General features: G+C 68.5%; 27 protein-coding genes, 1 tRNA gene and 1 pseudogene. 12 read left to right on the top strand and 17 right to left on the bottom strand.

The window, feature by feature from the left end; all coding sequences use genetic code 11:
* The 6 genes and pseudogenes from kasB to aceE form a co-directional block, all read right to left on the bottom strand.
* Window positions 1-758 (bottom strand): annotated as a pseudogene (kasB, locus tag A5622_RS23090) (3-oxoacyl-ACP synthase KasB); the annotation flags it as partial.
* Window positions 759-838: 80 nt separating this feature from the next.
* The gene (gene kasA / locus A5622_RS23085; RefSeq protein ID WP_066862719.1) at window positions 839-2,089 is read right to left on the bottom strand and encodes a 3-oxoacyl-ACP synthase KasA; all 1,251 of its coding nucleotides are present in this window, start codon (window positions 2,087-2,089) and stop codon (window positions 839-841) included.
* Complete coding sequence (acpM, locus tag A5622_RS23080) at window positions 2,086-2,433, bottom strand: meromycolate extension acyl carrier protein AcpM (RefSeq protein ID WP_007770614.1); 348 nt, start codon at window positions 2,431-2,433, stop codon at window positions 2,086-2,088. Before acpM ends, kasA begins: the two co-directional genes overlap by 4 nt.
* A gap of 87 nt (window positions 2,434-2,520) precedes the next feature.
* Window positions 2,521-3,429, bottom strand: coding sequence for an ACP S-malonyltransferase (locus A5622_RS23075; RefSeq protein WP_066881448.1), 909 nt, complete (start codon window positions 3,427-3,429; stop codon window positions 2,521-2,523).
* A gap of 140 nt (window positions 3,430-3,569) precedes the next feature.
* Window positions 3,570-4,895 carry a CdaR family transcriptional regulator gene (locus tag A5622_RS23070; RefSeq protein WP_066881446.1) on the bottom strand — a complete coding sequence of 442 codons (1,326 nt, stop codon included), beginning with the start codon at window positions 4,893-4,895 and terminating at the stop codon, window positions 3,570-3,572.
* A gap of 186 nt (window positions 4,896-5,081) precedes the next feature.
* Window positions 5,082-7,874 (bottom strand): pyruvate dehydrogenase (acetyl-transferring), homodimeric type, encoded by a 2,793-nt coding sequence (gene aceE / locus A5622_RS23065; RefSeq protein WP_066881444.1) that lies wholly within the window; start codon window positions 7,872-7,874, stop codon window positions 5,082-5,084.
* 184 nt (window positions 7,875-8,058) lie between these two features.
* Between aceE and A5622_RS23060 the strand changes: the two genes are divergently transcribed.
* The 4 genes from A5622_RS23060 (at window position 8,059) to A5622_RS23045 (ending at window position 9,733) form a co-directional block, all read left to right on the top strand.
* Entirely contained in the window at window positions 8,059-8,646 is a 588-nt protein-coding gene (locus A5622_RS23060; RefSeq protein WP_066862732.1) for a hypothetical protein, read from the top strand.
* An 84-nt stretch (window positions 8,647-8,730) separates the two neighbouring features.
* The gene (locus A5622_RS23055; protein ID WP_066862735.1) at window positions 8,731-9,153 is read left to right on the top strand and encodes a DUF3052 domain-containing protein; all 423 of its coding nucleotides are present in this window, start codon (window positions 8,731-8,733) and stop codon (window positions 9,151-9,153) included.
* Window positions 9,153-9,614, top strand: a complete 462-nt coding sequence (locus tag A5622_RS23050) for a peroxiredoxin (RefSeq protein ID WP_066862738.1) — start codon at window positions 9,153-9,155, stop codon at window positions 9,612-9,614. Before A5622_RS23055 ends, A5622_RS23050 begins: the two co-directional genes overlap by 1 nt.
* Before the next feature lie 44 nt (window positions 9,615-9,658).
* Window positions 9,659-9,733, top strand: a tRNA-Val gene (locus A5622_RS23045).
* Between the two features lie 12 nt (window positions 9,734-9,745).
* Here A5622_RS23045 and A5622_RS23040 read toward each other — a convergent pair.
* Complete coding sequence (locus tag A5622_RS23040) at window positions 9,746-10,504, bottom strand: hypothetical protein (RefSeq protein WP_156753062.1); 759 nt, start codon at window positions 10,502-10,504, stop codon at window positions 9,746-9,748.
* A gap of 69 nt (window positions 10,505-10,573) precedes the next feature.
* Here A5622_RS23040 and A5622_RS30330 point away from each other — a divergent pair, with 69 nt between their 5' ends.
* Complete coding sequence (locus A5622_RS30330; protein WP_232003025.1) at window positions 10,574-10,834, top strand: hypothetical protein; 261 nt, start codon at window positions 10,574-10,576, stop codon at window positions 10,832-10,834.
* Window positions 10,831-11,076 carry a hypothetical protein gene (locus A5622_RS30325; RefSeq protein ID WP_232003024.1) on the top strand — a complete coding sequence of 82 codons (246 nt, stop codon included), beginning with the start codon at window positions 10,831-10,833 and terminating at the stop codon, window positions 11,074-11,076. The genes A5622_RS30330 and A5622_RS30325 overlap by 4 nt, the downstream gene beginning before the upstream one ends.
* A gap of 749 nt (window positions 11,077-11,825) precedes the next feature.
* On the opposite strand, the gene A5622_RS23030 is transcribed toward A5622_RS30325, so the two are convergent.
* The 4 genes from A5622_RS23030 to A5622_RS23015 form a co-directional block, all read right to left on the bottom strand.
* The gene (locus A5622_RS23030) at window positions 11,826-12,842 is read right to left on the bottom strand and encodes a hypothetical protein (protein ID WP_066881440.1); all 1,017 of its coding nucleotides are present in this window, start codon (window positions 12,840-12,842) and stop codon (window positions 11,826-11,828) included.
* Window positions 12,842-13,327, bottom strand: coding sequence for a hypothetical protein (locus A5622_RS23025; protein ID WP_156753061.1), 486 nt, complete (start codon window positions 13,325-13,327; stop codon window positions 12,842-12,844). Before A5622_RS23025 ends, A5622_RS23030 begins: the two co-directional genes overlap by 1 nt.
* A 435-nt stretch (window positions 13,328-13,762) precedes the next feature.
* Window positions 13,763-14,560: a DJ-1/PfpI family protein gene (locus A5622_RS23020; protein WP_066881438.1), complete on the bottom strand. Its 798-nt coding sequence runs from the start codon at window positions 14,558-14,560 to the stop codon at window positions 13,763-13,765.
* Between the two features lie 44 nt (window positions 14,561-14,604).
* Window positions 14,605-15,261: an adenosylcobinamide amidohydrolase gene (locus A5622_RS23015; protein WP_197508081.1), complete on the bottom strand. Its 657-nt coding sequence runs from the start codon at window positions 15,259-15,261 to the stop codon at window positions 14,605-14,607.
* Window positions 15,262-15,352: 91 nt separating this feature from the next.
* On the opposite strand from A5622_RS23015, the gene A5622_RS23010 reads away from it, so the two are divergent.
* Entirely contained in the window at window positions 15,353-16,471 is a 1,119-nt protein-coding gene (locus A5622_RS23010; protein ID WP_066881436.1) for an epoxide hydrolase family protein, read from the top strand.
* Between the two features lie 5 nt (window positions 16,472-16,476).
* Here the strand turns inward: A5622_RS23010 and A5622_RS23005 are convergent, their stop codons facing one another.
* Complete coding sequence (locus tag A5622_RS23005) at window positions 16,477-16,872, bottom strand: VOC family protein (RefSeq protein ID WP_066881455.1); 396 nt, start codon at window positions 16,870-16,872, stop codon at window positions 16,477-16,479.
* A gap of 207 nt (window positions 16,873-17,079) precedes the next feature.
* Here A5622_RS23005 and A5622_RS23000 point away from each other — a divergent pair, with 207 nt between their 5' ends.
* A complete protein-coding gene (locus A5622_RS23000; RefSeq protein ID WP_066881453.1) occupies window positions 17,080-18,003 on the top strand; it encodes a cobalamin biosynthesis protein in 924 nt (307 codons plus the stop codon).
* On the opposite strand, the gene A5622_RS22995 is transcribed toward A5622_RS23000, so the two are convergent.
* Genes A5622_RS22995 through A5622_RS22985 form a run of 3 tightly spaced genes read right to left on the bottom strand, consistent with a single transcriptional unit; the run spans window position 17,985 to window position 19,994 of the window.
* A complete protein-coding gene (locus A5622_RS22995; protein WP_066881434.1) occupies window positions 17,985-18,824 on the bottom strand; it encodes an SURF1 family protein in 840 nt (279 codons plus the stop codon). The two genes, A5622_RS23000 and A5622_RS22995, sit on opposite strands and share 19 nt — an antisense overlap.
* The gene (locus A5622_RS22990; RefSeq protein ID WP_066881433.1) at window positions 18,824-19,321 is read right to left on the bottom strand and encodes a low molecular weight protein-tyrosine-phosphatase; all 498 of its coding nucleotides are present in this window, start codon (window positions 19,319-19,321) and stop codon (window positions 18,824-18,826) included. The genes A5622_RS22995 and A5622_RS22990 overlap by 1 nt, the downstream gene beginning before the upstream one ends.
* Complete coding sequence (locus tag A5622_RS22985) at window positions 19,314-19,994, bottom strand: HAD-IA family hydrolase (RefSeq protein ID WP_197497874.1); 681 nt, start codon at window positions 19,992-19,994, stop codon at window positions 19,314-19,316. Before A5622_RS22985 ends, A5622_RS22990 begins: the two co-directional genes overlap by 8 nt.
* Before the next feature lie 90 nt (window positions 19,995-20,084).
* On the opposite strand from A5622_RS22985, the gene cobC reads away from it, so the two are divergent.
* The 4 genes from cobC to A5622_RS22965 are packed head-to-tail and all read left to right on the top strand — an operon-like array spanning window position 20,085 to window position 24,104.
* On the top strand, window positions 20,085-21,113 hold the full coding sequence (gene cobC / locus A5622_RS22980; RefSeq protein ID WP_066881432.1) for an Rv2231c family pyridoxal phosphate-dependent protein CobC: 1,029 nt from the start codon (window positions 20,085-20,087) through the stop codon (window positions 21,111-21,113).
* Window positions 21,110-22,243, top strand: coding sequence for a Nif3-like dinuclear metal center hexameric protein (locus tag A5622_RS22975; RefSeq protein WP_066881431.1), 1,134 nt, complete (start codon window positions 21,110-21,112; stop codon window positions 22,241-22,243). The genes cobC and A5622_RS22975 overlap by 4 nt, the downstream gene beginning before the upstream one ends.
* The gene (locus A5622_RS22970; protein ID WP_066862761.1) at window positions 22,240-22,977 is read left to right on the top strand and encodes a zinc ribbon domain-containing protein; all 738 of its coding nucleotides are present in this window, start codon (window positions 22,240-22,242) and stop codon (window positions 22,975-22,977) included. The genes A5622_RS22975 and A5622_RS22970 overlap by 4 nt, the downstream gene beginning before the upstream one ends.
* The gene (locus A5622_RS22965) at window positions 22,974-24,104 is read left to right on the top strand and encodes a bifunctional RNase H/acid phosphatase (RefSeq protein ID WP_066881430.1); all 1,131 of its coding nucleotides are present in this window, start codon (window positions 22,974-22,976) and stop codon (window positions 24,102-24,104) included. Before A5622_RS22970 ends, A5622_RS22965 begins: the two co-directional genes overlap by 4 nt.
* A 3-nt stretch (window positions 24,105-24,107) precedes the next feature.
* On the opposite strand, the gene A5622_RS22960 is transcribed toward A5622_RS22965, so the two are convergent.
* Together A5622_RS22960 and A5622_RS22955 are read right to left on the bottom strand one after the other, a co-directional pair.
* A complete protein-coding gene (locus tag A5622_RS22960; protein WP_066881429.1) occupies window positions 24,108-24,509 on the bottom strand; it encodes a VOC family protein in 402 nt (133 codons plus the stop codon).
* Window positions 24,463-25,305, bottom strand: coding sequence for an AraC family transcriptional regulator (locus tag A5622_RS22955; RefSeq protein WP_066881452.1), 843 nt, complete (start codon window positions 25,303-25,305; stop codon window positions 24,463-24,465). Before A5622_RS22955 ends, A5622_RS22960 begins: the two co-directional genes overlap by 47 nt.
* Window position 25,306 lies beyond the last annotated feature (1 nt).

Below are 25,306 nucleotides of genomic sequence, written 5' to 3'. Positions count from 1 at the left end.
TGTTCTTCGGTTTCGATGACCATCAGCGCGCCGGCCTCGCCGAAGACGAAGCCGGTGCGGTCGCGGTCGAACGGGCGGCAGGCCCCCACCGGGTCGTCGTTTTTGGTCGACATCACGATGCGCATCTGGGCGAATGCCGCGATCGGCACCGCCTCGATACGGGTTTCCACGCCACCGCAGATAGCGATGTCGGCCTCACCGAAGACGATGTTGCGCCAGGCCTGCGCGATGCCCTCGGATCCCGACGCGCACGCCGACACCGGCGTGATCACGCCGGCCTTGGCCTGGCGCTCCAGGCCCACCGCCGCCGAGGCGCCGTTGGGCATGTACTTCTGCACCCCGAGCGGAGAGACGGCCTTCATGCCACGAGCGCGCATGTCGTCGTAGCTGAAGACCATCTCTTCCGACGACCCCAGGCCGGTGCCGATGGACACCATCAGCCGGTTGGGATCGACCTCGGGAGAGCCGGCGTTCTCCCAGACCCGCCGGCCCAGAATGGTGGACATCCGCTGCAGATAACCCGTCCGACGCAGCTCGATACGGGTCATTTGGCTGTCGAATTCTTCCAGCAGGTGTCCGCCGATGCGCACCGGCAGGTCGAACTCCTCGACGAATGGATCCTCGAGTTTGCGGATACCACTTTGGCTGTCCAGCAACAGCTTCCAGGTGTTCTCGGCGTCAGTAGCCAACGCGGTCGTCATGGCGACGCCAGTGACGACCACGTTCGGGAGCGTTTTCCCGGTAACCAGCTCTGTCATGGGTCTTGCGAACGTTCCTTCCATGTTGTCCGGCTCCTCCGCGGGCCTGCTGCGGCCCGCGTCGTCGCCGGACGTAGTACTCAGTACCGCCCGAAGGCGAGTGCCACGTTGTGACCACCGAACCCGAACGAGTTGTTGATCGCGTATTGGAAATCGCCGTAGCGAGGTTCGCCCGCGACAACATCCAGATCGATTTCGGGATCGGGTGTTTCGTAGTTGAGTGTTGGCGGTATCACGCCGTCCCGAAGGCTCAATACCGTGAGGACAGATTCCAGAGCCCCGACGGCACCGATGGAGTGCCCCAGGGCCGACTTCGGTGCGTACACCGCCGCTTGCTCGCAGCCGGCGACCCGGATGGCGTTCGCCTCGGCGGTGTCACCGATCGGCGTTGCCGTCCCGTGCGCGTTGACGTGGTCAATGTCCTTGGGGGACAACCCCGCCAACTCGAGCGACCGTTGCATCGCCCGGCCGGCGCGCACGCCATCCGCCGCGGGCGCCACCATGTGGAACGCGTCCGAGGTGATGCCGGCGCCCAGCAACCGGGCCAGCGGCTTGGCGCCGCGGGCCTTGGCGTGCTCCTCGGTCTCGATGATCATCAGGGCCCCAGCCTCGCCGAACACGAAGCCGTCGCGGTCCTTGTCGAACGGCCGCGATGCGCGCTCGGGCTCGTCGTTGCGAGTGGACATGGCCCGCATCATGGAGAACGCCGCGATCGGCAGCGCCTCGATGGGACCCTCGACCCCGCCGCAGACGGCGAAATCGGCGTCACCCATTGCGATCTGGCGCCACGCGTGCGCGATCGCCTCCGAGCCGGACGAGCACGCCGACACCGGGGTGATCACCCCGGCGCGGGCGCCCAGCTGCAGGCCCACCACCGCCGCGGCGCCGTTGGGCATGATCATCTGAACGGCGAGCGGCGACACCTTGCGGGGGCCGCCCTCGTTCATCAGGTCGTAGCTCTCCACGATCCTTTCGGCGCCACCGAGACCGGTGCCGACCACGACCGAGAACCGGTCGGGGTCGACCTCCGGGCTGCCGGCCGACTCCCACAGCTGAGTGCTGAGCAACTTCGCCAGCCGCTGGACGTAGGACATGCGCCGCAAGTCGAGCCTGCTCATGTGCTCGTCGATGGGCTCCTTGAGGTGGCCACCGATCTTGACGGGCAGGTCCCACTTGGTGATGAACTCGTCTTCGAGGACGTGGATGCCGCTTTCGCCGGCCAACAAACCCTTCCACGTGCTCTCGATGTCCGGCGCGATCGACGTCGTCGCCGTGACGGCGGTTACCACAACGTTGGGGTAACCGCCATTAGCAGTGGAAGGCTTGCTCACTTGCTGTCCGCTTCCAGCCTCGACTTGACGTTGGCGACCGCCTCGGGGTTCTCGGTCTCCAGCTTGGCGCGCAGCGCCTCGGCAGCCTCGGGGTTCTCTTCCTCGAGCTTCTGGATGTAGGAGACGACGTCACCAACGGTGCGCAGACCGGCGAGGTCCTCGTCAGGGATCTTGACGCCGTACTTGTCCTCGGTCTGCACGGCGATCTCGACCATCGACAGCGAGTCGATGTCCAGGTCGTCGACGAACGACTTCTCCGGGGTGACCTCGGAGGGCTCGATACCGGTCACCTCTTCGATGATCTCGGCGATACCGGCGATGATTTCTTCCTGGCTGACAGCCACAGCTTTCTTCCCTTCGTAATGTGTTGTGTGTTAGTCGAATTGACGTGATATGCGGTTGTACTGGTTGTGCAACTGGCCGAGCTGGCTTTAGAGCTCGGCCAAAGCGTCCAGGTCTGCGGGCGACTTGACGGCACGTGCCGTAACCCCCCGAAGTTCTCGTTTGGCGATACCGGTGAGCGTGCCCGCGGGCGGGAACTCCACGGCCGCAGTGACTTCCAGGTCACGCAGCGTCGCGGTGCACAGATCCCAGCGCACCGGCTGGGTCAGCTGAGAGACCAGCGCCTCCATCGCCGCGGCCGCCGAGGCGACCGGCTTACCGTCGCGGTTGGACAGCAGCGTGGCGGTGGGCTCGGACGTCTGGACGGCGGCCGCCGCGGCGGCGTAGCCGTCGAGCGCCGACGCCATGTACTTGGTGTGGAACGCCCCGGCCACCCCGAGCGCGCGCACCCGGGCCTTTTCCGGCGGGTCCTCGGCCAGCTTCTCCAGCGCGGTCAGCGGGCCTGCGGCGACGATCTGTCCCGTGGCGTTGCGGTTGGCGGGGAAGAGGTCGAGCTGCTCGAGGCGGGCCAGCACCTCGCCCTCGTCGCCACCGAGCACCGCGGACATGCCGGTCGGCTCGACGGCGCAAGCTTTGGCCATCTCGGCGCCGCGGGTGGCGGCCAGCGCGACGGCGTCGTCGGCGGCGATCACGCCGGCGATCGCGTAGGCGGCGATCTCTCCGACGGAGTGGCCGGCGACGACCAGTTCCGCGTCCGACAACAGGCCGCGCCTGGTCAGCTCTTGGTGGGCCAGCAGCGTGGCGGCCACGACCAGCGGCTGGGTGACCGCGGTGTCGGTGATCTCTTCGGTCGATGCGGTGGTGCCCAGGCGCACGAGGTCGAGGCCACTGGCCTTGGACCACAGCGCCAACTGGTCAGCGGCGCCGGCGAGCTCCAGCCATGGCGAGAGCATCCCCTCGGTCTGCGAACCCTGTCCGGGCGCAAGCAATGCAATCACGTGTTTAAGAGAACACTGTGGAAACGGTTTTGGCGGGTGTAACAGATTATGAACCTCGTCTTAGGTTTTTGTGTACTCCCTACAAAACGGCTCCGTAAGCTACGGGTTTGATATCGTGCCGCGACCTGTTGCCTGGGTCACTATCTTCCGAATTGCCCCGCCACCGCCGCTTTCACCGGCAGCGGAACCGCAGGCATGGCGTGGGTGGCGGCGCTGGTGGGTTGGGCCGGGTAGTTGAGCTGGCCGACCGTCGCCGCCACTCGCAGCACATATGCATCACGGGGCTGCATGGGATCGCGGCCGGTGAAGTCGGTGATCCGCTTGAGCCGGTAGCGCACGGTGTTTGGATGAACGAACAACTTTCTGGCACACGCCTCAATCGCGCCGCCACAATCTAAGTAAGCGTCAAGAGTTTCGATCAGCGTCGGACCCGCGTCGGCGAGCGGGCCCATCACGTCGGTGTGCAGCGCCACGATGGCCGACGCATCGCCCATCAGGGCGCGTTCGGGTAGCAGTTCGCGCGCCGGCACGGGACGTGGCGCGCCGCGCCAGCCCCCGACGGCGTTCATGCCGGAGATCGCCTCGCTGGCGCTGTGATAGGCAGCCGTCAGCATCGGCGCGGTGGGCCCGACGACCACCGGGCCGTCGGCGAACGCCACCAGCAGATCGCCCAGGAATTTGTCGGTCGGCGACAATTGGCCGGACACGATCGCGACCAGCCAGGTGCCGTGCACGTCGGTGAGGGCCGCGCGCCCGTGCTGTGCGGCGATGTCGCGGACGCGCTGGCTGGCCCGTTCGCTGTCGTCGGGACCGGTGGATCCGTCGCGCCCGGGGGCCGGGGTACCGACCACGACCGTCGCCGGCGCGGTGGTGTCCCAGTTCAGCGCCGCGGCGCGGGACAGCAGCTCCGGGCCCGTGTCGCCGCGGACCACCGCATCGACGACGCTGGCCTCCATCCGGCTGTCCCACGCCCCGCGCGCCTCGGCCGCGTTCGCGTAGGCGGTCGCGGCCGTGAACGCCAGGTCGCGGCTGTACTTCAGGATGCCGACCGTCAGCGCCGTCAGCTGCTCTTCGGAGCGGGCCAGCAGCGGGACGACCTCCTCGAAGAAGTCCATGGTCACGCGCGCCATGTCGACGCTGTGGCGCAACGCGATGCGGCGGGCGAGGTCCTGGGGCACCAGTTCGAAGGCCTGCGCGGTGTGGCTGACGTTGCTGTGCGGGTCTTGCATCCACTCGGCGAAGTTGTTGATCGCCGTCTGCACCACCAGCGCCATGCTGGCCCGCTGCGATGCTTCAAGGTCGGCGAAGAACGGCAACCGATCGCCCATGACCGAGACCGCCTCGGTGGCCAGCCGGCCGGAGTACTGCTTCAGCCGCCGCAGCACCGACTCCGGCACCGTGTCGAGCAACTCCAGCGGCGATCGGGGCTGCTTGGCGAACGGACCGGCGAAGGGGTTGTCATTCACCCCTAAAACCTACGCGACTTTTCTGGAAGTTTCCGCCAAAGGCGGGGCGTGGCGTTCTTAAGGACGCCTCAATGCGTTGGCCTGAGCGGCCGGTGGGGCGTCGAGCGTGAAACTACCTTCACACTCGGCGCCCAACGTGAAACTACCTTCACGCTCGACGCGGGCCACGCCGTGCACAGGCGGGGTTCAGGCCACTCCGGGGTCGGACGTCTGCTCCGGGGCCGCCTGCACGTCGTCGATCTTGTACTGACGGGCGGCCGCGACCGGCACCGAGGGGTCGATCTCGCCGTCGCGCGCCAGCGCCTCGAGCACCGCGACCACCTGCGACTCGGCGTCGGTGTTGAAGTACCGCCGCGCCGCCGGCCGGGTGTCGGAGAAGCCGAACCCGTCGGTGCCCAGGGTGACGAAGGTGCCCGGCACCCAGGGCCGGATCTGCTCGGGGACGGCGCGCATCCAGTCCGAGACGGCGACGACGGGACCGCTGATGTTCGACAGGGCCTGGGTGACGTACGGGACACCGGCCGGCCGGTCCGGGTGGCGCAGCCTCGCCCTGTCGACGGCCACGCCGTCGCGGTTCAGCTCGCCCCAGCTGGTCACCGACCACACGTCGGCGGCGACGTCCCACTCCGCGGCCAGCATCTCGGCCGCCTTCAGCGCCGAGGGCATCGCCACCCCCGAGGCCAGGATCTGCGCCTTGTTGGCCCGCTGTTCGGTGGCGACGTGGTAGCGGTAGAGGCCCCGCAAGACGCCCTCGGGATCGAAGTTCTCCGGCTCGGGCGGCTGCACGTACGGCTCGTTGTAGATGGTGATGTAGAAGAACACGTCCTCCGGGTTCTCCCCGAACATCCGCGCCAGCCCGCTTTCCACGATGTAAGCGATTTCGTAGGCGAAGGCCGGGTCGTAGGCGACCACCGCGGGGTTGGTACTGGCCAGCAGCAGCGAGTGGCCGTCGGCGTGTTGCAGCCCTTCGCCGGTCAGCGTGGTGCGCCCCGCGGTGGCTCCGAGCAAGAACCCGCGTGCCATTTGGTCTGCGGCGGCCCATAATCCGTCGCCGGTGCGCTGGAAGCCGAACATCGAATAGAAGATGTAGATCGGGATCATCGGCTCGTTGTGGGTGGCATACGACGTGCCCGCCGCGATGAACGACCCCACCGACCCGGCTTCGTTGATGCCCTCGTGCAGGATGTGCCCGGCTTCGCTTTCCTTGTAGGCCAGCATCAGCTCGGCGTCCACGGCGGTGTACAGCTGGCCGTTGCGGTTGTAGATCTTCAGCGACGGGAACCACGAGTCCATGCCGAAGGTGCGCGCCTCGTCGGGAATGATCGGCACGATCCGCGGCCCAACTTCTTTGTCCCGCAACACTTCTTTGAAGGTCCGCACCGTCGCCATGGTGGTGGCGACCTCCTGGGTACCCGATCCCTTCTTCAGCGCGGCGTAGGTCTCGCGCCCGGGCAGCCGCAACGCCTTGGCCTTCGTCCGTCGCTCGGGCAAGAACCCGCCGAGGGTGCGCCGGCGGTCGACCATGTAGCGGATCTCCTCGGCGTCCGAGCCGGGGTGGTAGTAGGGCGGCAGGTAGGGGTCCTCTTCGAGCTGCGCGTCGCTGATCGGGATCCGGATCGCGTCGCGGAAGTCCTTAAGGTCTTGCAGCGCAAGCTTTTTCATCTGGTGCGTGGCGTTGCGGCCCTGGAAATGCGCACCCAGCGAATAGCCCTTGATGGTCTTGGCCAGGATCACCGTGGGCTGACCCTTGTGGTCGACGGCGGCGCGATAGGCGGCGTAGACCTTGCGATAGTCGTGGCCGCCGCGCTTGAGGTTCCAGATTTCGGAATCGCTCATGTTCTCCACGAGCGCCTTGGTGCGCGGGTCGCGGCCGAAGAAGTGATCGCGCACGTAGGCGCCGTCGTTGGCCTTGTACGTCTGGTAGTCCCCGTCTGGGGTGGTGTTCATCAGGTTCACCAGCGCGCCGTCGCGGTCGGCGTGCAGCAGGGCATCCCATTCGCGGCCCCAGACCACCTTGATGACGTTCCAGCCGGCGCCGCGGAAGAACGACTCCAGCTCCTGGATGATCTTGCCGTTGCCGCGCACCGGGCCGTCGAGGCGCTGCAGGTTGCAGTTGACGACGAACGTCAGGTTGTCCAGGCCCTCCAGCGCCGCGACGTGCGCCAGGCCGCGGCTTTCGGGCTCGTCCATCTCGCCGTCACCCAGAAAGCACCACACGTGCTGGTCGGAGGTGTCCTTGATGCCGCGGTCGTGCAGGTAATGGTTGAACCGCGCCTGGTAGATGGCGTTGAGCGGGCCCAGACCCATCGACACAGTCGGGAATTCCCAGAAGTCGGGCATCAGCCGCGGGTGCGGGTAGGAGGGCAGTCCGCCGCCCCCGGCGTGGCTGTGCTCCTGCCGGAAGCCGTCCATCCGGTCGGCGGTGAGCCGGCCCTCCAGGAAGGCGCGCGCGTAGATGCCGGGGGAGGCGTGGCCCTGGATGAACACCTGGTCGCCGCCGCCGGGGTGCGATTTGCCGCGGAAGAAGTGGTTGAAGCCGACCTCGTAGAGCGCCGCGGACGAGGCGTAGGTCGAAATGTGGCCGCCCACACCGACTCCCGGGCGCTGGGCGCGGTGCACCATGACGGCGGCGTTCCACCGGATCCACGCTCGGTAGCGCCGCTCGACGTCCTCGTCGCCGGGAAACCACGGCTCCAGCTCGGTCGGGATGGTGTTGACGTAGTCGGTGGAGGTCAGCGACGGGATGGCGACTCGCTGCTCGCCGGCCCGCTCCAGCAATCGCAGCATCAGGTAGCGCGCCCGCGACGGGCCGGAGCGCTCCAGCAGTTCATCGAAGGACTCCAGCCACTCCGACGTCTCTTCGGGATCGATGTCGGGGAGGTAGGAGGCCACCCCCTCGCGGATCACCCGAACCCGGTCGGGTTCGGTTGCGCCGTTGGGGTTTGTGGCCAGATCGTGGCGCACGAACTCAGTTGTCAACGCACTACTCCTGTTGTTGGCGGAATGTGTGCCGTAACGGGTGGGTCGCACCCTGCCCACCATCGTGCCGCACCGGCGTTGCGCGCGGATAGCCGACGTCGGGTAGCCGGCTCGGCGTCGGCCGGCGAACACCAACTCGGCGGGTCTGGGGCAAGCGGCGGGGTCACCCGGTAACGTCTGGCTTGTGCTCATCCGGTGGCGTGCCGTCCCTCAGACGCAGGTGGGGGACTTCCCCCGGCGCGGGGCTTTGGCCCTCGGGTGTCTCGCGGTGGCGTTGATGGGCATCGTCGGATGCACCTCCGTCACCAACGGCACGGCAACGCCCGACACCAAGGTGGCTCCGGCCTATCGGCAGTCGGTGTCGGCGTCGGTGTCCGCGTCGTCGGCGACGTCGAGCGTCCGCGAATCGCAGCGGCAGCAATCGCTGACCACCAAGGCCGTCCGCACCGCCTGCGCCACGCTGATCACCACCAGCAAGAACGCGATCGACAAGACCAACGAATTCGTCAAGGCGTTCAACGCGGGCCGGGGCACCGGACCGACCGAGGGCCCGGCCATCGACGCCCTCAACGACAGCGCCACCACGGTGGGCAACAGCTTCAGCGACGCGATGTCGCAGCAGATCAAGGACGCGTTCAACGCCTACATCGACGCCGCACGCGCCGTGGCCAACGCCATTGGGACGCACGCGGGGACGTCGGAATTCAACAAACGGGTCGATCAGCTCAACGACACGAAAAAGAACGCAGTAAAACTGTGCCTGGCAACCTGATGATGCGGAAGTATGGACCGAGTTCTGGCTGTGCGACGATAATCGCGAATCGCACAGCGTTCGGACGTTGAAGGAGGCTCCACGGTGGTCGCGGCGGATCACGCCCCGAGCTACGCTCGCAAACTGGGCATCCAACCCGACCATGTTGTCCAGGAGTGGGGCTGGGACGAAGACACCGACGACGAGATCCGCGCTGCGGTCGAGGAAGCCTGCGGCAGCGACCTACTCGACGAGGACACCGACGAGGTAGTCGACGTCGTACTGCTGTGGTGGCGCGACGGTGACGGCGACCTGGTGGACACCCTGATGGACGCGATCACTGCGCTGGCCGAAGACGGCGTGATCTGGGTGCTGACCCCGAAGACCGGCAAGCCGGGCCACGTTCTGCCCGCCGAAATCGCCGAGGCCGCACCCACCGCCGGTTTGATGCCGACCTCGTCGGTGAACCTGGGCGACTGGAGCGCTAGCCGGTTGGTACAGCCCAAATCCCGGGCCGGGAAGCGTTGATGCTGTCCGTCGGCACCCCCGCCCCGGATTTCACTTTGCGCGACCAGAACCAGCAGCGAGTCACGCTGAGCTCCTATCGGAACGCCAAGAACGTGCTGCTGGTGTTCTTCCCGTTGGCGTTCACCGGGATCTGCCAGGGCGAGCTGGATCAGTTGCGTGACCACCTGCCCGATTTCGAGAACGACGACAGCGCGACGCTGGCCATCTCGGTGGGACCGCCACCCACGCACCGGGTCTGGTCGCTGGACAGCGGCTTCACCTTTCCGGTGTTGTCGGACTTCTGGCCGCACGGCGCCGTCAGCCAGAGCTACGGCGTGTTCAACGAGGACGCCGGCTACTCCAACCGCGGGACGTTCGTGGTCGACCGGTCCGGGATCATCCGCTTCGCCGAGATGAAGCAGCCCGGCGAGTCGCGCGACCAGCGGCTCTGGACCGAAGCCCTGGCGGCTTTACGGGCCTGATTTTGGGGACTTGGCCGTCGGGCGGGTAGCCTGCCCGCAGCAACGGGCGCGTAGCTCAGTGGTAGAGCTCTGGTTTTACACACCAGCGGTCGGCGGTTCGATACCGTCCGCGCCCACCATCGAATCCCCAGCTAGAGGCCGACTTTCGATTTCAGATGCCGCAGTAGCCGACCCCCCAATGGGCCAAGGACGGGCCAACAAGCATCCCGCGATTGTTTCGGCGGGGAGGTTTGTGGCGGCGGCAAGCGGAGATCGGCCAATACCAAGTCCGCCCGGTCACCCCACTCAGGCAGCCGCCAGGGTATGTACCAGACCGCGCCCGTGATGGAATGGTCGTCGGCCAGATTGGGGCTTTCTTGAAGTATCCCGCCAAGCCGTCGCACAGCGCGGGCCACTTGGATCAGCCAATACTCCTTCTCAAGGGTCTGCCACAGCTCTTGCTCGGTAACCGAATCCCCGTGTCGGGTCTGCTGAGCCCACTCGTCGGACCGCCAGCTCAGCCCGAGTGAGTCGCCCCGCCCGCGCCGCTGTTCGCCCGCGCCGCCGAGCCGCGTGAAGTGCAGCGTTCGCTTTGGGTAGACGCCCTCGATCTCATCGAGGTGCAGCAGGTGCCCGAACTTATGGCGGACCTTGCTTACCTCGTCGGCCACCCGTGCCCACTGGTCGTGCGGGTGCCGAATCCTGGCGGCTAAGGCCATCTCTCGCAGCGTTTTAGCTAACTTGTCCGATCCGGCCCACTCGGCGTCCGGCCCGGCGTCGGTAAAGCTGTTGAAGTTGACCTGCGCCCGCACCATCTCCCAGCCACCGATCACCGTGAGCACTGTCCGCTCAAGGTTCTCGGACGGTCGGAGTATTTCGCGTTCGTCGTAACGTCGTCGTTCGCCTGCCACGTCAGGCAGCGTAGGGGTTCGACCTCAGGGGGCCTGCCCGACGCACTGGGCCGCCCGCCCGGCGTGGCCATGACCAGTGCGCTGGGGTTCACCGCTGATCATTTCGCCGCCGGCCGCCGCACCTCAGGTGAGCGCGCCTGGTACGCCCTGTACGAGGGGGTTCCCGAGAGCGGGCTGATCGAGCGCGAGTGGCTGGATGCCCGGCGGCTGCCCAGCGCCCCGCTGGGCACCGTGAAGACCGTCGTTGGGGTAGACCCCTCCGATTCGGGTTCGGCCGACTCTTGTGGCGTTGTGGCGGCCTCGATGACCACCGACGCGTGGTGGCTGTGATTGCCGACGTGTCCGCGCCGATGACGAGCGACCAATGGGCCAGGGCGGCAGTCGATCTGGCCGTCGATGTCGGCGCGTCTGAGATCGACGCGGAGGGCTTCTCGGCCCGTGAGACCTACCGGCGGGTGGTGCATGATGCGAAGCGGCGGGTCGAGCTCAACCGGCCGATCCGCGTGACCAGCTGGCCGCCGAGGGCTCGGGTCGGGGCGGCGGTGACGCCATCGCCCGGTCGTCGGCGTTGATTCAGGGCCTAGAGGTCGGCACCACGCGGATCGCGGGTCACCTGCCGGGTCTTGAGGGTGCGGCGGTCATCTGGCAAGCCGGTCAGCACCAGCCTGACGCCCTGGCCGCTGTAATGTCGCTCACGACGTACTAGTTCACTCAGCCGGTCACCAGGTGCACATCGCCTCACCGCTGGACGCCGCCCGTCGCGCCCGCGAGGGCCCGATGCCCCCACCGCCCACGTGGATGGCCCGCAGAATCGGCGGGTAAGAAATGAAGTGGGGAATGACCCCGGTCGGTCTCGCTACTGCCATTATGCTGACGCCCGTGCGTAGGCCCGTTGTTGCTTGGTGCTTGATTGTTGGATTGCTCGCGGGTTGTTCGTCCAACGAACCGGCCCAACCGTCGAAGCCGTCTCAGTCGTCATCCGCATTGGCAGGGGCGCAGTCCAATACGCTCGCCAAGCCGACGACAATCGAAGATGTCTGGGCCCAGATGGGATGTGTGCAAGCCCAACAAATCTTGCCCAATAGCTCGGACGCGCCTCCTGGCACCAGAACCGGTATTTGTAGGCTGCATCAGCAGCTGGCGTTCTTTTACGAGTTTCCGTCTGCGGAGCTGGCCACGCAGTCGCTGAAATCCGGCAAGCCACAGGTCGGGCCACAGGACGCGGTCTACTTGGCTGGATCAGTAGTGATAGTCGCGTCTGATGCTGCGACGGCCAAGGATCTTGCAGCAATGTACCCGCCGTATACGCCTTAGAAGTGTGTCAGCTGCCCGGCGGCAACTGTTTAGGCGGTCCCGGCAACGCTGAGAGCGGGCCAACAACTGTTATCTCGCCCTGCATTCCGCGTGGCCGGATGCCGGTCAGCACGCGGCTCACACGGGAGCGCGTCTGGTCCCCCGGCAGGTAAGACTCCACGACATCAAAATCGGCCGAGACCTGCAACTCAGGGTTGTTCATCAAGCGAGTGACTTCCTGCGCAACGCGGCTCTCCATGACTCCTGCGGTGAACGCCTGCGCACCAACCGGATTAAAGTAGAGCGTTCCGAGCGACCACCGGAAACCGTCGATGGTGCCGATGCGGGTCTCCTTGCGGCGTTTCTCCTGCGCGACTTCCAGCTCGATCCTCAGGCGGGTCGCGCCGTCGTTTGTCAGTTCCAGGCCCGCTGCGCCGACGCGGCGTTGGCGGATCATGCCACGTACTGCCCATCCGCCTTGCTGAGAGGCGTTGGCCACCCGCTTTAGGGCGGTCCTCGCCTTGACGGGCAACTCGGCTATCTCGGCGGCCAGCGGGGTATCTAGGTCAGGGTCGCTGGCGAGCGCCAAAATCGAAGCCACGGTGCGCAGGGCGTCCGAGTCAACTGTTGACGCCGCCGTTGCGTCATCGACGGTCTGGCCCTTGGGGACGGTCGGCGTCGCAACGCGTAACACGACCCGCACTGACCCCGGTGTCGCGCCTTCGATCAGCAGATTTTCTCGGTAACTCTTGCGACCAGCGCGCGCCTTCGCTGTCTCCTTAACGGCCTCGCTGATGCCGCTCACGAAGCGGGTGAACTGGTGGGCGTTGGCAGCGTTGGCCTCCACACCGGGGCCGACTAGGTGCAGGTCTACCTCAGCCTGTTCCGGCCCGACTTCACGTTCGTAGATATTGAGGAGGTCGGCGTCGTCGCGAACTATCCCGGCGCGAATCGACTCGTGTAGTACCCGGTCTGAATCGGCGTTGCCCGAGGAATAGCGCAGGGCATCGACTAGCGACGCCTCCAGTTCGTGATCGGTCGCCACTACGCACTCACCTCCAAGTAACCCTTGCTGACGCCTGGAACAACATTGTGCTGCTCATCGCGCACCGATGACCAGGTGAGTTCCCAAGTCAACAGAGCCGCCGGGTGGTCCATTGCGATGAAGCCGTCAATCAGCCCGCCCATCGGGTGCACCTTGGCTCCTCCGCTGGCCAACGTCAGCAGAGGCAGAAGCTCGGGCTGTCTCACCTTGGAATGCTCGCCCGGGGGTACGACAACGACCACGTCGGCGTCCTCCGGTTCTGCCCAGGGCTTGTGTGTCACAAACCCTCCGTTGATCCAGTACCGGCACGCGCTGAACTGGGCCGATACAAGATCGATGTACAGGGTGAGCGCGCGGAAGATCAGCTCACGGCGCGGGCGGAAAGGCGCGTTTACCACGAAGGTCTCGTAAATCTCATCGAGGGTGGCTTGGTGCCGACCACTGGGCAATGTCGCATATTGACCGCCTATAGCTGGAATGGGCAACGATGCTGCTCCCTGGTGGAATCCGCGGCATGGTGTGTGCATAATCGCACGTCTCACCAGGACGGAGGCGAGGGTATTGCCGGGTTGTGATCGAGCATCTATGTCGCCGAGACCCGAGTCAGCTCAGTCGGCCGAATGCCGACCAGTCGGGGCCGAGGCTCCGTCGTGCCTCATGGTTGGGCCGACAACCCCAACGACCAGCTCGAACACCCGAGCGATCCGACCTCCCGCTGGGCCGAGAATGGGCCAAGACCCGCAATACGGGACGATTCGGAACGAGATCGGATAGACGAAATCCACTGCGGGCCAGCTCATGTCATAGATGCGGCGACACGGCGAGATACGCCCTAGACATATCGATATAGATTTACACACCAGCGGTCGGCGGTTCGATACCGTCCGCGCCCACTCGGTTTGGCCGGCGGGACGAGCGCGTCAGGCTTGTGCGGCGCGGACCTTGTTGACGAAGGCGGCTCCGAACGCCTTGGCCGAGTAGGGGTCCTGGCCGGTGATCAGCTCGCGATCCTCGACGACCTTGCTGCCCATCGGCAGGACCGTCTGTTCGACGTGGCCGCCGCGAGACCTCAACAGTTCGGTCGGGTCATCCTTCAGGCGTCCCCGGAAGCGCCGCGCCAACGGGACCGTGGACAACATCGTGTCGACGCCGGTCTTGAAGCAGGTCATCCGGTAACCCGCATAGGTCCAGCGCCCGTCGACGGTGGGCGCCGCGGCGAGCGCGGCGGGAGCGTGACAGATCAGGCCGGTGGGGCGTCGGGCGTCGTGGAAGTGACGGACCAGCGCGCCGAAGTCGTCGTTGAGCGAGTCGTCGGCAAAGGCGTCGCGGTGCAGCAGGTCGACCAGGGGCGCATGGCCGCCCGGCACGAACAAGGCGTCAAACCCGTCCAGGCGCTGGACGTCGTGGCTGATCTCTTCGAGTTTGGCCGGCGTGGCCAGACCGAGTTCGAGCAGCTCCCGATAGCTGCTCAGGGCGGCGTCACGCCTTTTCCGGGAGCCGGCGAAGTACATCAGGCTGCACGAGGTGCCATCGATGGCCGGCGCCCGCGCGCCCGGGGTGGCGAACGCAAGCTCGAAGCCGGCCCGACGCATCGCGTCCGTCGGTTCGATCAGTTCACCGAGGTAGGTGCCGGTCAGCTCGCTGCGGCCGTTCCGTAGCGGAATCCGGTCGGCCGCGGACACCACCACCAGGACTCGGGGCGCCGTCGTCGTTGCCATGGGTCAGCGATACCCCCGGGCGGGTGGTGGCAATCGCCGGCCGCCTACTCGACGGACGGCCCCGCGAGCCAGGACCGGCCGCCCGCGAGCACGGCGGCGTGCACCGCTCGGGCGATCCGGGCGCCGAACGTCGATCGTGGTCCACCGAACTGCTCCGCCGTCCCGTCCCTGGGGCAGTGCACGACGACCGCGTCCGAGGCGGTTCCGGTGGCGCGTATCCCGGCCTCGTGCAACGCCTGCACCTTGGCCTCCGTGGCGGTGGCGACGGCGTTGACCAGGGCCGCCTCGGAAAGCCGCACCGGCACCGCGACCACGATGTTGATCGTGCCCACCCGGTACGGCGCCTCGCGGCGGAAGTGGTGATCGGGCGCCGCGGCCCAGGCGGGGCTGGAGAGCCCGACGGTCGCCGTCGCATGCACGCCGCCGTCCGCGGCGAGGTGGTGGCGGGTCACGTCGACCGCGGTGAGCAACCCGCACCCGGCGCCGTTCAGCCGGAGCGCGGCGCCGATCTCGGTCAGGTGGCGGTCCGGGTCGGTCCGGTCGTAATCCAATGGGACCGTGGCGTTGACGAGCCAATCCCGAGCGCCGATACCGCCGCCGAGCGGGCCCGACGAGACGCACATTCGCGGCTCGGCGAATCGCCAGACCAGGACCGGGATCGACCGCCTCTGCTCCACCCGTGCGGCCAGCCTGGGATCCATGGCTACATCCTCGCGTGCTACGGCGCGCCCGGTTCGCCGGGGGGAAGGCCCCGCGCGTCGCCGGTGTCACCGTCAGCGGCACTATGAACGCGTGAAACCGTTCCGCATCGACGTTTCCGACGAGGTCCTCGACGACTTGCGAGCGCGGCTGGCCCGCACGCGGTGGCCCGAGGCCGAATGCGTGGACGACTGGAGCCAGGGCGTGCCGCTGGCGTATGCCCGCGAGCTGGCCGACTACTGGGCCAACGACTACGACTGGCGATCGCGGGAGGCGGCCCTCAACCGCTTCGATCAGTTCACCACCGAAATCGACGGGCTGGACATCCATTTCGTCCACCAGCGCTCGCCCCACGCCGACGCGTTCCCGCTGGTGATCACCCACGGCTGGCCGGGCTCAATTGTGGAGTTCCACAAGGTGATCGAGCCGTTGACCCATCCCGCCTCCGGCCGCGCCGAGGACGCCTTCCACGTCGTGTGTCCGTCGCTGCCCGGCTACGGGTTCTCCGGTAAGCCCACCGACACCGGCTGGGGTGTGGAAAGGATCGCGCAGGCGGGGGAAACGCTGATGCTGCGCCTGGGCTACGACCGCTACGGCGCGCAGGGCGGTGACTGGGGCGCCGCGGTCACGACGCAGATCGGCCGCAATGTGGGCCACTGCGTGGGCATCCACTTGAACATGCCGGTCGGCCGGCCCACCAAGGAGGCGCTGACCAACCCGACGGAGGAGGAGCAGCGCGCCATGGCCGGGTTGGCCAACCACCGCAAGTGGGGCACCGGCTATTCCAAGCAGCAGTCCACCCGGCCGCAGACCCTGGGCTACGGCCTGGCCGACTCACCCGTGGGACAGCTGGCCTGGATCATCGAAAAGTTCTGGGACTGGGCCGATTGCGACGGGCACCCCGAGAACGCACTCAGCCGCGACGAGCTGCTCGACAACGTGATGGTCTATTGGGTGACCAACACCGCCGCGTCCTCGGCCCGCCTGTACTGGGAGAGCTTCGCGGTGTGGGGTGGCGGCGATCGCGTCGAATTGCCCACGGGCGTAGCGGCTTTCCCGGGGGAGCTGCTGAAGGCGCCGCGCAGCTGGTGCGAGCCGGTCTACAACATCACCCACTGGACGGACATGCCGCGCGGCGGGCATTTCGCGGCGTTCGAACAACCGGAGCTGTTCGTCGAGGACCTGCGCGCGTTCTTCGCAACGGTGCGCTGAGCCGCTCAGCCGGGCGGGGCGAAGAACTCCAGCGCGATGCCGTCCGGGTCGCGAAAACTCAACCCCGAGCCGTAGGGCGCATCCACGATGCCGCCGTGCTCGATGGCCAGCTCGCCCAGCCGGGTGACCCAATTTTCCAGCTCGGCGCGGCTGGCGCAGCCGAAGCCGACGTGGTCGAGCCCGACGCGGTGTTCGCTGAACTTCTCGTTGGGCGCAGCGCGGTCGTGCTGGTGAATGCCGAATATGGTGCCGCCGTCAAGTATCCACACCTGGTGGTGAAAGCCGGCATCCGTGTGCTCGTCCAGGATCGGGTCGGCGCCGAGCAGCCTGCGATACCACGGGCCGCTGATCGCGATGTCGCGCACCGTGACCGCGACGTGGTTGAGCGCGGGAAAGGTCATGCGTTGCACGATAGTCCGCCGTGCGGGGCCTGCCGGCCATCGGACGGCTGGCCGAGTACCCGCCGTCGACGGCCAGCGCGGCACCGGTGACGAACGATGCTTCGTCGCCCCCACATCCGCTCGGGCACTTGTTGCCTAACGGCCTCATGGATTCCAGTGTGAGACGCTGCCGGGGTGGTTGTGACCCGGACCCGGATCGCGGGCGTGATGATCGGCTACCTGGCCGACCGCGCGCTGGGCGACCCGCGACGGGGTCATCCGGTCGCGCTGTTCGGCCAAGCCGCCGCCGCGCTGGAACGCGTGACCTACCGCGACAGCCGGCTTGCCGGCGCGGTCCATGTCGGCGCGCTGATTTCGGCGGTGGGCCTGCTCGGGCTGGCGGTGCAACGCGGCGCCGGGCGTCGCGGCCGGGGGTGGTCGATCGCGGCGACCGCCGCGGCCACTTGGGTGGCGGTGGGGGGAACCTCGCTGGTGCGCACCGGCCTGGAGATGTCGGAGCTGCTGGAACGCGGCGGCGTCGAGGCCGCCCGCGGGCTGCTGCCGTCGCTATGTGGGCGTGATCCGGCGTCGCTGGACGCCGCGGGCCTGACGCGCGCGTCGCTGGAATCGATCGCCGAGAACACCTCCGACGCCCAGGTGGCGCCGCTGCTGTGGGCGGCGGCCGGCGGCGTGCCCGCGGTGCTGGTGTATCGCGGCATCAACACCCTGGACTCGATGATCGGATATCGCTCGCCGCGCTATCTCCGATTCGGTTGGGCGGCAGCGAGATTGGATGATGTCGCCAACTACGTCGGCGCGCGGGCGACCGCGTCGCTGACGGTGCTGTTGGCGCCGCTGGTGGGTGGATCACCGTCCGGTGCGGCGCGGGCCTGGCGCCGCGACGCCGGCCGTCATCCCAGCCCCAACGCCGGTGTCGTCGAGGCGGCCTTCGCCGGGGCGCTGGGCGTGCGCCTGGGCGGTCCCACCCAATACCGGCACGAGCTGCAGATCCGGCCCACACTCGGCAACGGCCGGGAACCGACGGTGACCGACCTGCGGCGCGCGGTGATGCTGTCGTCGCTGGTGCAGGCGGGCGCCGCGGTCCTCGCCGAGCTTGCAGTTTCCCTGGCGGGCTACCGCCGCCGGCCGTAGCGGTCGGCCAGTTTGGCCTCCACCGTTTGCGGCGCTTGCGGCGCGGGCGCCGTCTCGGCGGCGGGGGCGGCCCGCTGTTGCTTCTCCTGGCGGCGGGCCCGGATCTCCGAGTAGGCGAAGTAGCCCAACCCGATCGGGGCCAGGATGCCGAACGCGATCCACTGGATGCCGTAGGACAGGAACGGGCCGGCGTCCAGCGCAGGCACGCCGACCACCCCGAGCCCGCCGGGCTGCCCGTCGACCAACTGCAGGTAGGACCCGGCCAGCGGGACCCTGGTGAGCACCGCGACCTGTGCGGTGTCGATCGAATAGACCTGCTGCACACCGTCTCCCACGAACGGGTCCTTGTTCACCGCGGCGGGCTCGGAGTTGCGCAGCCGCGCCGTGATGGTCACCGTCTGCGTCGGGGGCGGGGGGATAGGCGGGACGTGCGACCCTTCCAGCGGGCGCACGTAGCCGCGATTGACCAGCACCGTGGGCCCGCCGTCGACGACGAACGGCGCCAGCACCTCGAACGCCGGCTTCGAGTCGATCACCCGCAGGCGGGCCAGCACCTGCACGTCGGGCAGGTAGTGCCCGGTGGCGGTGACCTGGCGCCATTGCGCGCCGGGGGCCGCCGAATTCTGCTGCGGCAGTAGGGTTTTCAATGGGACGGGCGCGGTGTTCAGCGAGGATTCGATCTGATGGTTCTCCTGCGAGGTCCTGCTGTGCTTACCCAACTGCCAGGGCGCGAGCACCGTGAAGCACAGGTACGCGAAGGCGACGACCACCACCGCCAGCGCTATCCAGCCCGGACGTAGCAGAAAGGCGAACCGGCGCATCAAGGCGATCCGTTCTGCGCGAGCCGTTCATCGACCCAGTCATGCAGGCCCGGCAGCGCGGCCTCGATGACGGTGTAGACGCGTTCGAAGTCTTGTGCGTCGCCGTAGTAGGGATCGTCGACGTCGGGGGTGTGGGCGCCGGTGCGCGGATCGAAGGACCGCAGCATCCGGACGCGGTTTTCGTCGACGCCGAGGTGCCGCAGCATTCGGGCGTGGTTGCGGTCCAGGGCGACCACCAGATCGGCACCCAGGTGCTCGGCGTCGACCTGCGCGGCGCGGTGCTCGCATGCATAGCCGTGGGCGCGCAGCACGTCGGCGGCGCGCTCGTCGGCGCACTCGCCTACGTGCCAGTTGCCGGTGCCGGCGCTGCTCACCCGCACCGCGTCGGCCAGGCCGCGGCGGCGCAGCTGGTCGGCGAACATCTTCTCGGCCATCACCGAACGGCAGATGTTGCCGGTGCACACGAACGTCACGTGCAGGCGTTCACGCTCAGACACCCAGCGCCCTCCGTAGTTCGTCGATGGTCGAGGCGTGCGTCACGCCGACCGTGGGTGACGCGTCCGCGAAGTCGGCCTTGCCGTAACCCCAGCCGACCACCACGGTGTCGATGCCGTGCGCGGCCGCGCCGTGCACGTCGTGGCTGCGGTCACCGACCATCAGCACCCGTTCGGGCAGCGGCTCGAGCTGCGACAGGGCGTGCGCCAGCACCTCGACCTTGGCCTTGCGCGCCCCGTCGGGACTCGCGCCGGCGATCACCTCGAAGTGCTGGTCGAGCCCGAAGTGGGCGAGGATGCGCCGCGCCGTCGTTTCCAGCTTGGAGGTGGCCACGGCCAGCCGGACACCGGCGGCACGCAGATCGGCCAGCAGCGCCTCGATCCCGTCGAAGAGCGCGTTCATCGCCCAGCCGCGGGACCCGTACTCGGCGCGAAAGGCCGCGATCGCCTCCTCGGTGTGGTCGCCGAGTTCCATGGCCCGGAAGGTGTCGTCCATCGGCGGGCCGACGATCTGGGCAACGAGGTCGCCGGGCGGCACGGGCGCGCCGATGTGGTCGAGCGCATGCAGGAAGCTGGTGACGATCCCCTCCGCGGAATCGGTCAGGGTGCCGTCGAGATCGAAGATCACCAGCTGCGCCCCCGGGGCCTGGGGATCGGCGGACGTTGTGCCTGTCACCTCACCATTGTCCTCGATGGGTGCGACCGGTCGTGACGGTGATGCCGGTGTACGTCCGGCCGACCCGCGCGGCGCACTAGTGTTTCACGGATGGCGAGTCTGAACCTGAGCCCGCCTGCGGCGCGCTACCACGGCGATCAGGCCGTCGCGCCCGGGATGCTCGATTTCGCCGTCAACGTCCGGCACGGCCAACCGCCGCAGTGGCTGCTGCGCCGGCTGGCCGAGCGGCTGCCCGACCTGGCGCGCTATCCGAGCCCCGAGGACGCGCACCGGGCGCAGGACGCCGCGGCCCAGCGACACGGCCGGACCCGCGACGAGGTGTTGCCGCTTGCCGGGGTGGCCGAGGCGTTCGCCCTGCTGGGCAACCTGCGCCCGCGGCGGGCGGCGATCATCGCCCCGGCGTTCACCGAGCCGGCGGTCGCGCTGACCGCGGCCGGAGTGCCGGTGCACCATGTGGTGCTGGAGCCGCCGTTCGGCCTGGCGGGCGCGATCGTTCCCGACGACGCCGACCTTGTCGTGGTGGGGAATCCGACCAACCCCACCTCGGTGCTGCACACCCGCGAGCAACTGCTGGCGTTGCGCCGGCCCGGGCGGATCCTGGTGGTCGACGAGGCGTTCGCCGACTCGATTCCCGGCGAGCCGGAATCGCTGGCCGGCGACGCGCTGCCCGACGTGCTGGTGCTGCGCAGCCTGACCAAGACCTGGGCGCTGGCCGGGCTGCGGGTGGGCTACGCGCTGGGTTCCCCGGACGTGCTGGCGCGGTTGACCGCCCAGCGGGCGCACTGGCCGGTGGGGACGTTGCAGCTGACGGCCATCGCGGCGTGCTGCGATCCGCAGGCGGTCGCCGACGCGGCGGCCGGGGCGGCCGGACTGGGGCAGCTGCGCGCCGAGATGGTGGCCGGGCTGGCCTCGGTGGGCGCCGACGTGGTCGACGGCCGGGCCCCGTTCGTGCTGTTCCGCACGCCGGAGGCCGTTCAATTACGAAAACGACTGCATGACAGGGGGATTGCCATCCGTCGCTGTGACACCTTCGTCGGCCTGGACGAGCGGTACCTGCGCGCCGCGGTGCGCCGCGAGTGGCCGTTGCTGGTGCGGGCGATCGCGGAGGCCGACCGGTGAGCGTCAAGCTGGCCGACGTCATCGCGGTGCTCGACGAGGCCTACCCGCCGCGGCTCGCCGAGTCCTGGGATTCGGTGGGGCTGGTCTGCGGGGACCCCGACGACGAGCTGCGGTCGGTGACCGTCGCGGTCGACGCCACGCCGGAGGTGGTCGACGAAGTTCCCGATGCCGGCCTGCTGCTGGCCCATCACCCGTTGCTGTTGCGCGGCGTGGACACCGTGGCGGCCAGCACCCCCAAGGGCGCGCTGGTGCACCGGTTGATCCGGACCGGACGCTCGCTGTTCACCGCACACACCAACGCCGACTCCGCCTGCCCGGGGGTGTCCGACGCGCTGGCCGCGGTCCTGGGCCTTCACGTCGAGGCCGTGCTCGAGCCGGCGACGGACGCACCCGACCTGGACAAGTGGGTGGTCTACGTGCCCGCCGAGAACGCCGACGCGGTGCGGGCGGCGGTGTTCGCGGCCGGCGCCGGACATATCGGTGACTATTCGCACTGCAGCTGGAGCGTCAGCGGCATCGGGCAGTTCCTGCCGCACGAAGGCGCCTCACCGGCGGTGGGCAGCGTGGGCAACGTCGAGCGGGTGGCCGAAGACCGGTTCGAGGTGGTCGCGCCCGCCCGTTCCCGGGCCGCGGTGCTGGCGGCGATGCGCGCCGCCCATCCCTACGAGGAACCCGCCTTCGACATCTTCGCGCTGGTACCCCCGCCCGGCGACACCGGGCTGGGCCGCGTCGCGACCCTGGCGCGTCCGGAACCGTTGCGCGACTTCGTCTCTCGCGTCAGCGCGGCGCTGCCGCGCACCTCGTGGGGGGTGCGGGCGGCGGGGGACCCCGACATGCCGGTGTCGCGGGTCGCCGTCTGCGGCGGCGCCGGGGATTCGTTGCTGGCCGCCGCGGCCGGTGCGGGCGTGCAGGCTTTCGTGACGGCCGATCTGCGGCACCACCCGGCCGACGAACACCGACGGGCCTCCGAGGTGGCCTTGATCGATGTGGCACATTGGGCAAGTGAATTCCCCTGGTGTGAACAGGCCGCCGGCCTGCTGCGGTCGCGTTTCGGTGCGGAGCTTCCCGTGCGGGTGAGCTCGATTCGCACCGACCCTTGGAACGTCGAGCACCAGGATGAGAGTTCATGAAAGCCGAAGTGGCGCAGCAGCGTTCCCTACTCGAGTTGTCGAAACTCGATGCCGAGCTGTCCCGCATCGCACACCGGGCCACGCATCTGCCGGAGCAACAGGCCTGCGAGCGGTTGCAGGCCGAATACGAGGCCGCCGGTGACCGGCTGGGCGCCGTGCGCATAGCCGTGGAAGACATCGACGCTCACGTGTCGCGGCTCGAGGCGGAGATCGATGCGGTGCGCCAGCGCGAAGACCGCGACCGCTCGCTGCTGCAGTCGGGAACGATCGACGCCAAACAACTCTCGGACCTCCAGCACGAGCTGGAGACCCTGCAGCGTCGTCAAACCAGCCTGGAGGACTCGCTGCTGGAGGTGATGGAACGTCGCGAGGAGCTGCAATCCCAGCTCGACGGTGAGCAGCAGACGCTGGCGTCACTGGAGGCCGAAATGGCGAGCGCGCGTGAGGCTCTCGATGCCGCGGTCGCCGAGCTCAGCGAGGCCCGTGAGCTTCAGTCGTCGCGGCGTGACTCGCTGAGCGCCGCACTGGATCCGGCGCTGTCCGCCCTGTACGAACGCCAGCGTGCCGGGGGAGGCCCGGGCGCCGGGCAGCTGCTGGGCCGTCGGTGCGGGGCCTGCCGGCTCGAGATCGACCGCGGCGAGCTGTCCCGCATCTCGGCCGCCGCCGAGGACGAGGTGGTGCGCTGCCCGGAATGCGGCGCGATCCTGCTGCGGGTCAAGGGTTTTGATCAGTGAAGGTCGTGATCGAGGCCGACGGTGGATCGCGGGGCAACCCCGGACCGGCCGGATACGGCGCGGTGGTGTGGAACCAGGACCGCACGACCGTGCTCGCCGAGGCCAAGCAGGCCATCGGCCGAGCGACCAACAACGTCGCCGAATACCGGGGTCTGATAGCCGGTTTGGACGACGCCCTGAATTTGGGCGCCACCGAGGCCGCGGTGTACCTGGATTCCAAACTGCTGGTGGAACAGATGTCCGGGCGGTGGAAGGTCAAGCACCCCGACCTGATCGAGCTGCACAACCAGGCCCGAAGCCGCGCGGCGCGGTTCGCGCGGATCAGCTACTCGTGGATCCCCCGGGAGCGCAACACGCACGCCGATCGGTTGGCCAACGAGGCGATGGACGCCGCGGCCGAGGCTGTGACGGAAACGCCCGAACCGGCGCCAAAGCCTGAGCCGGCGCCGAAACCCGAACCGGCCGAGCCCGCGGCGGCACCGTCGCCGTCCGCGCCGGGCTGGACCGGCGCGCGCGGCACCCCGACCCGGCTGCTGTTGCTGCGGCATGGCCAGACCGAGCTGTCGGTGCACCGTCGCTATTCGGGGCGCGGTAACCCGGCGCTGACCGAGCTGGGGCGCCGGCAGGCCGACGCGGCGGCGCGTTATCTGGCGCAGCGCGGCGGCATTTCGGCGGTCTTCGCCTCGCCGCTGCAACGGGCCTATGACACCGCGGCGGCCGCCGCCAAGGCGCTGGGGCTGGACGTCACCGTCGACGACGACTTGATCGAGACCGACTTCGGCGCCTGGGAGGGGCTGACGTTCGCCGAGGCGGCCGAGCGCGACCCCGAACTGCACAGCCGCTGGCTGCGCGACACCAGCACCGCCCCGCCGGGCGGGGAGAGCTTCGACGCGGTGGCCGATCGGGTGTCGACGGCCCGTGACCGGATCGTCGCCGCCCAGCAGGGTACGACGGTGCTGGTGGTCTCGCACGTGACCCCCATCAAGATGCTGCTGCGCGAGGCACTGGACGCCGGGCCCGGCATCCTGTACCGGTTGCACCTCGACCTCGCGTCGTTGAGCATTGCCGAATTCTATTCCGACGGAGCGTCTTCGGTGCGCCTGGTGAACCAGACCGCGTATCTGTAAGCGTCACGCCGGCGGTGTCTCGCCGCGGTAGTCGCCGAAGGACCACAGGTTGCCTTCCGGATCGCGCACCGTGAATTCGCGTGCGCCGTAATCTGTTTCGCCCAGCGGCCGCACGACGTCGGCCTTGCGCTGCAGGACGCGCTCGTAGAGCGCCTGGGGATCGGCGGTGACGATGTAACCGCCGGCGGTGCCCGGTTCGCGGCACCAATGCGCCCCGGGCTTGTGGCTGCCGAGCATGATCCCTCCGCAACCCTGCGGCCAGTTCAGTTGGGCGTGATCGACGGTTTCACCCTGGCCGTAGCGCGCCGCGAGGACGAAGCCGAATGTGTCGACGTAGTAGTCGATCAGCTTGGGCGCGTTATGGGCTTGCAGTGTCAACCAGACGGTCGGATTCGAAGTGGTCATCCTCGAACTGTGCGGTGCAGGAGTGGCCGCCGTCTTGAATGTTTCGGAACTCCTCGGCCAGCCACTGTCGCGGCGGCACACCGGCGAACCGGACGAACTCGCGGGTCATGTGCGCCTGGTCGCTGTACCCCGTGGCGGTCGCGACTCGTGCGAGGTCGACGCGTCCGTAGCGGCGTGCCGACTCGGCGATCCGCGCCGTCGCATGCTGGAACCGCATGAGCATCGCCACCGTCTTCGGCGAGTGCCCGACCTCCTGGCGGAACAGCGTCGTGAGGTGTCGCGGCGTGACGCCGACCGCGTCGGCCAGGCCGGTGACCGGGGCCCGGCCCCGGCTGCGCTGCAGCAGATGCCAGGCTTGTGCGACCTCGGGCCGCACCGTCGCGGCGTCCCGGCATTGCCGTGCGTCGATGAGGTAGCCGGCCACCAGCGCGAACGCGTCCGGCCAGCCGTGCGCTTCGGTCACCCGATGGTGCAGTTCGACGGCGCCGCGATCCAGCACGGCGGTCGCGTCGTATTCGGCGAGGAGAAGCTCAGCGCTCGGCACGCCGAACAGCGCACGCGCCGCGAGCGGATGCACGGCCAGCTGCACGCCGGCCTGCCCGCGCCGTTGCCGCACGTGACTGGCCCGCAAGTGCAGGCCGCCGAGCAGCAACGGGTTGGGGCGGGCCACCGCGAGGGCGCAGGCGGTGTCACCGGCCTCCACCCCGTCGTCCAGGCTGACGATGAAGGTCAACGTCGCCGACGGCATGCCACGGTGCACGCCGTCGGGAACGTCGAGGCCCCGGTAGCCGACCATC

It is taken from the genome of Mycobacterium sp. 1245801.1 (assembly GCF_001673055.1).
Lineage (GTDB): Bacteria > Actinomycetota > Actinomycetes > Mycobacteriales > Mycobacteriaceae > Mycobacterium > Mycobacterium europaeum_A.
This window is presented reverse-complemented; position numbering and strand designations above follow the sequence as displayed.

Coding starts and splice junctions, on each gene's coding strand:
- A5622_RS23020 (WP_066881438.1), bottom strand. CDS start 14,560: ATGGCAACGACGACGGCGCCCCGAGTCCTGGTGGTGGTGTCCGCGGCC.
- A5622_RS23005 (WP_066881455.1), bottom strand. CDS start 16,872: ATGACCTTTCCCGCGCTCAACCACGTCGCGGTCACGGTGCGCGACATC.
- A5622_RS22970 (WP_066862761.1), top strand. CDS start 22,240: ATGAAAGCCGAAGTGGCGCAGCAGCGTTCCCTACTCGAGTTGTCGAAA.
- A5622_RS22995 (WP_066881434.1), bottom strand. CDS start 18,824: ATGCGCCGGTTCGCCTTTCTGCTACGTCCGGGCTGGATAGCGCTGGCG.
- A5622_RS23015 (WP_197508081.1), bottom strand. CDS start 15,261: ATGGATCCCAGGCTGGCCGCACGGGTGGAGCAGAGGCGGTCGATCCCG.
- A5622_RS22955 (WP_066881452.1), bottom strand. CDS start 25,305: ATGGTCGGCTACCGGGGCCTCGACGTTCCCGACGGCGTGCACCGTGGC.
- A5622_RS30330 (WP_232003025.1), top strand. CDS start 10,574: ATGACCAGTGCGCTGGGGTTCACCGCTGATCATTTCGCCGCCGGCCGC.
- A5622_RS23050 (WP_066862738.1), top strand. CDS start 9,153: ATGCTGTCCGTCGGCACCCCCGCCCCGGATTTCACTTTGCGCGACCAG.
- A5622_RS22960 (WP_066881429.1), bottom strand. CDS start 24,509: ATGACCACTTCGAATCCGACCGTCTGGTTGACACTGCAAGCCCATAAC.
- cobC (WP_066881432.1), top strand. CDS start 20,085: ATGGCGAGTCTGAACCTGAGCCCGCCTGCGGCGCGCTACCACGGCGAT.
- A5622_RS23000 (WP_066881453.1), top strand. CDS start 17,080: ATGATCGGCTACCTGGCCGACCGCGCGCTGGGCGACCCGCGACGGGGT.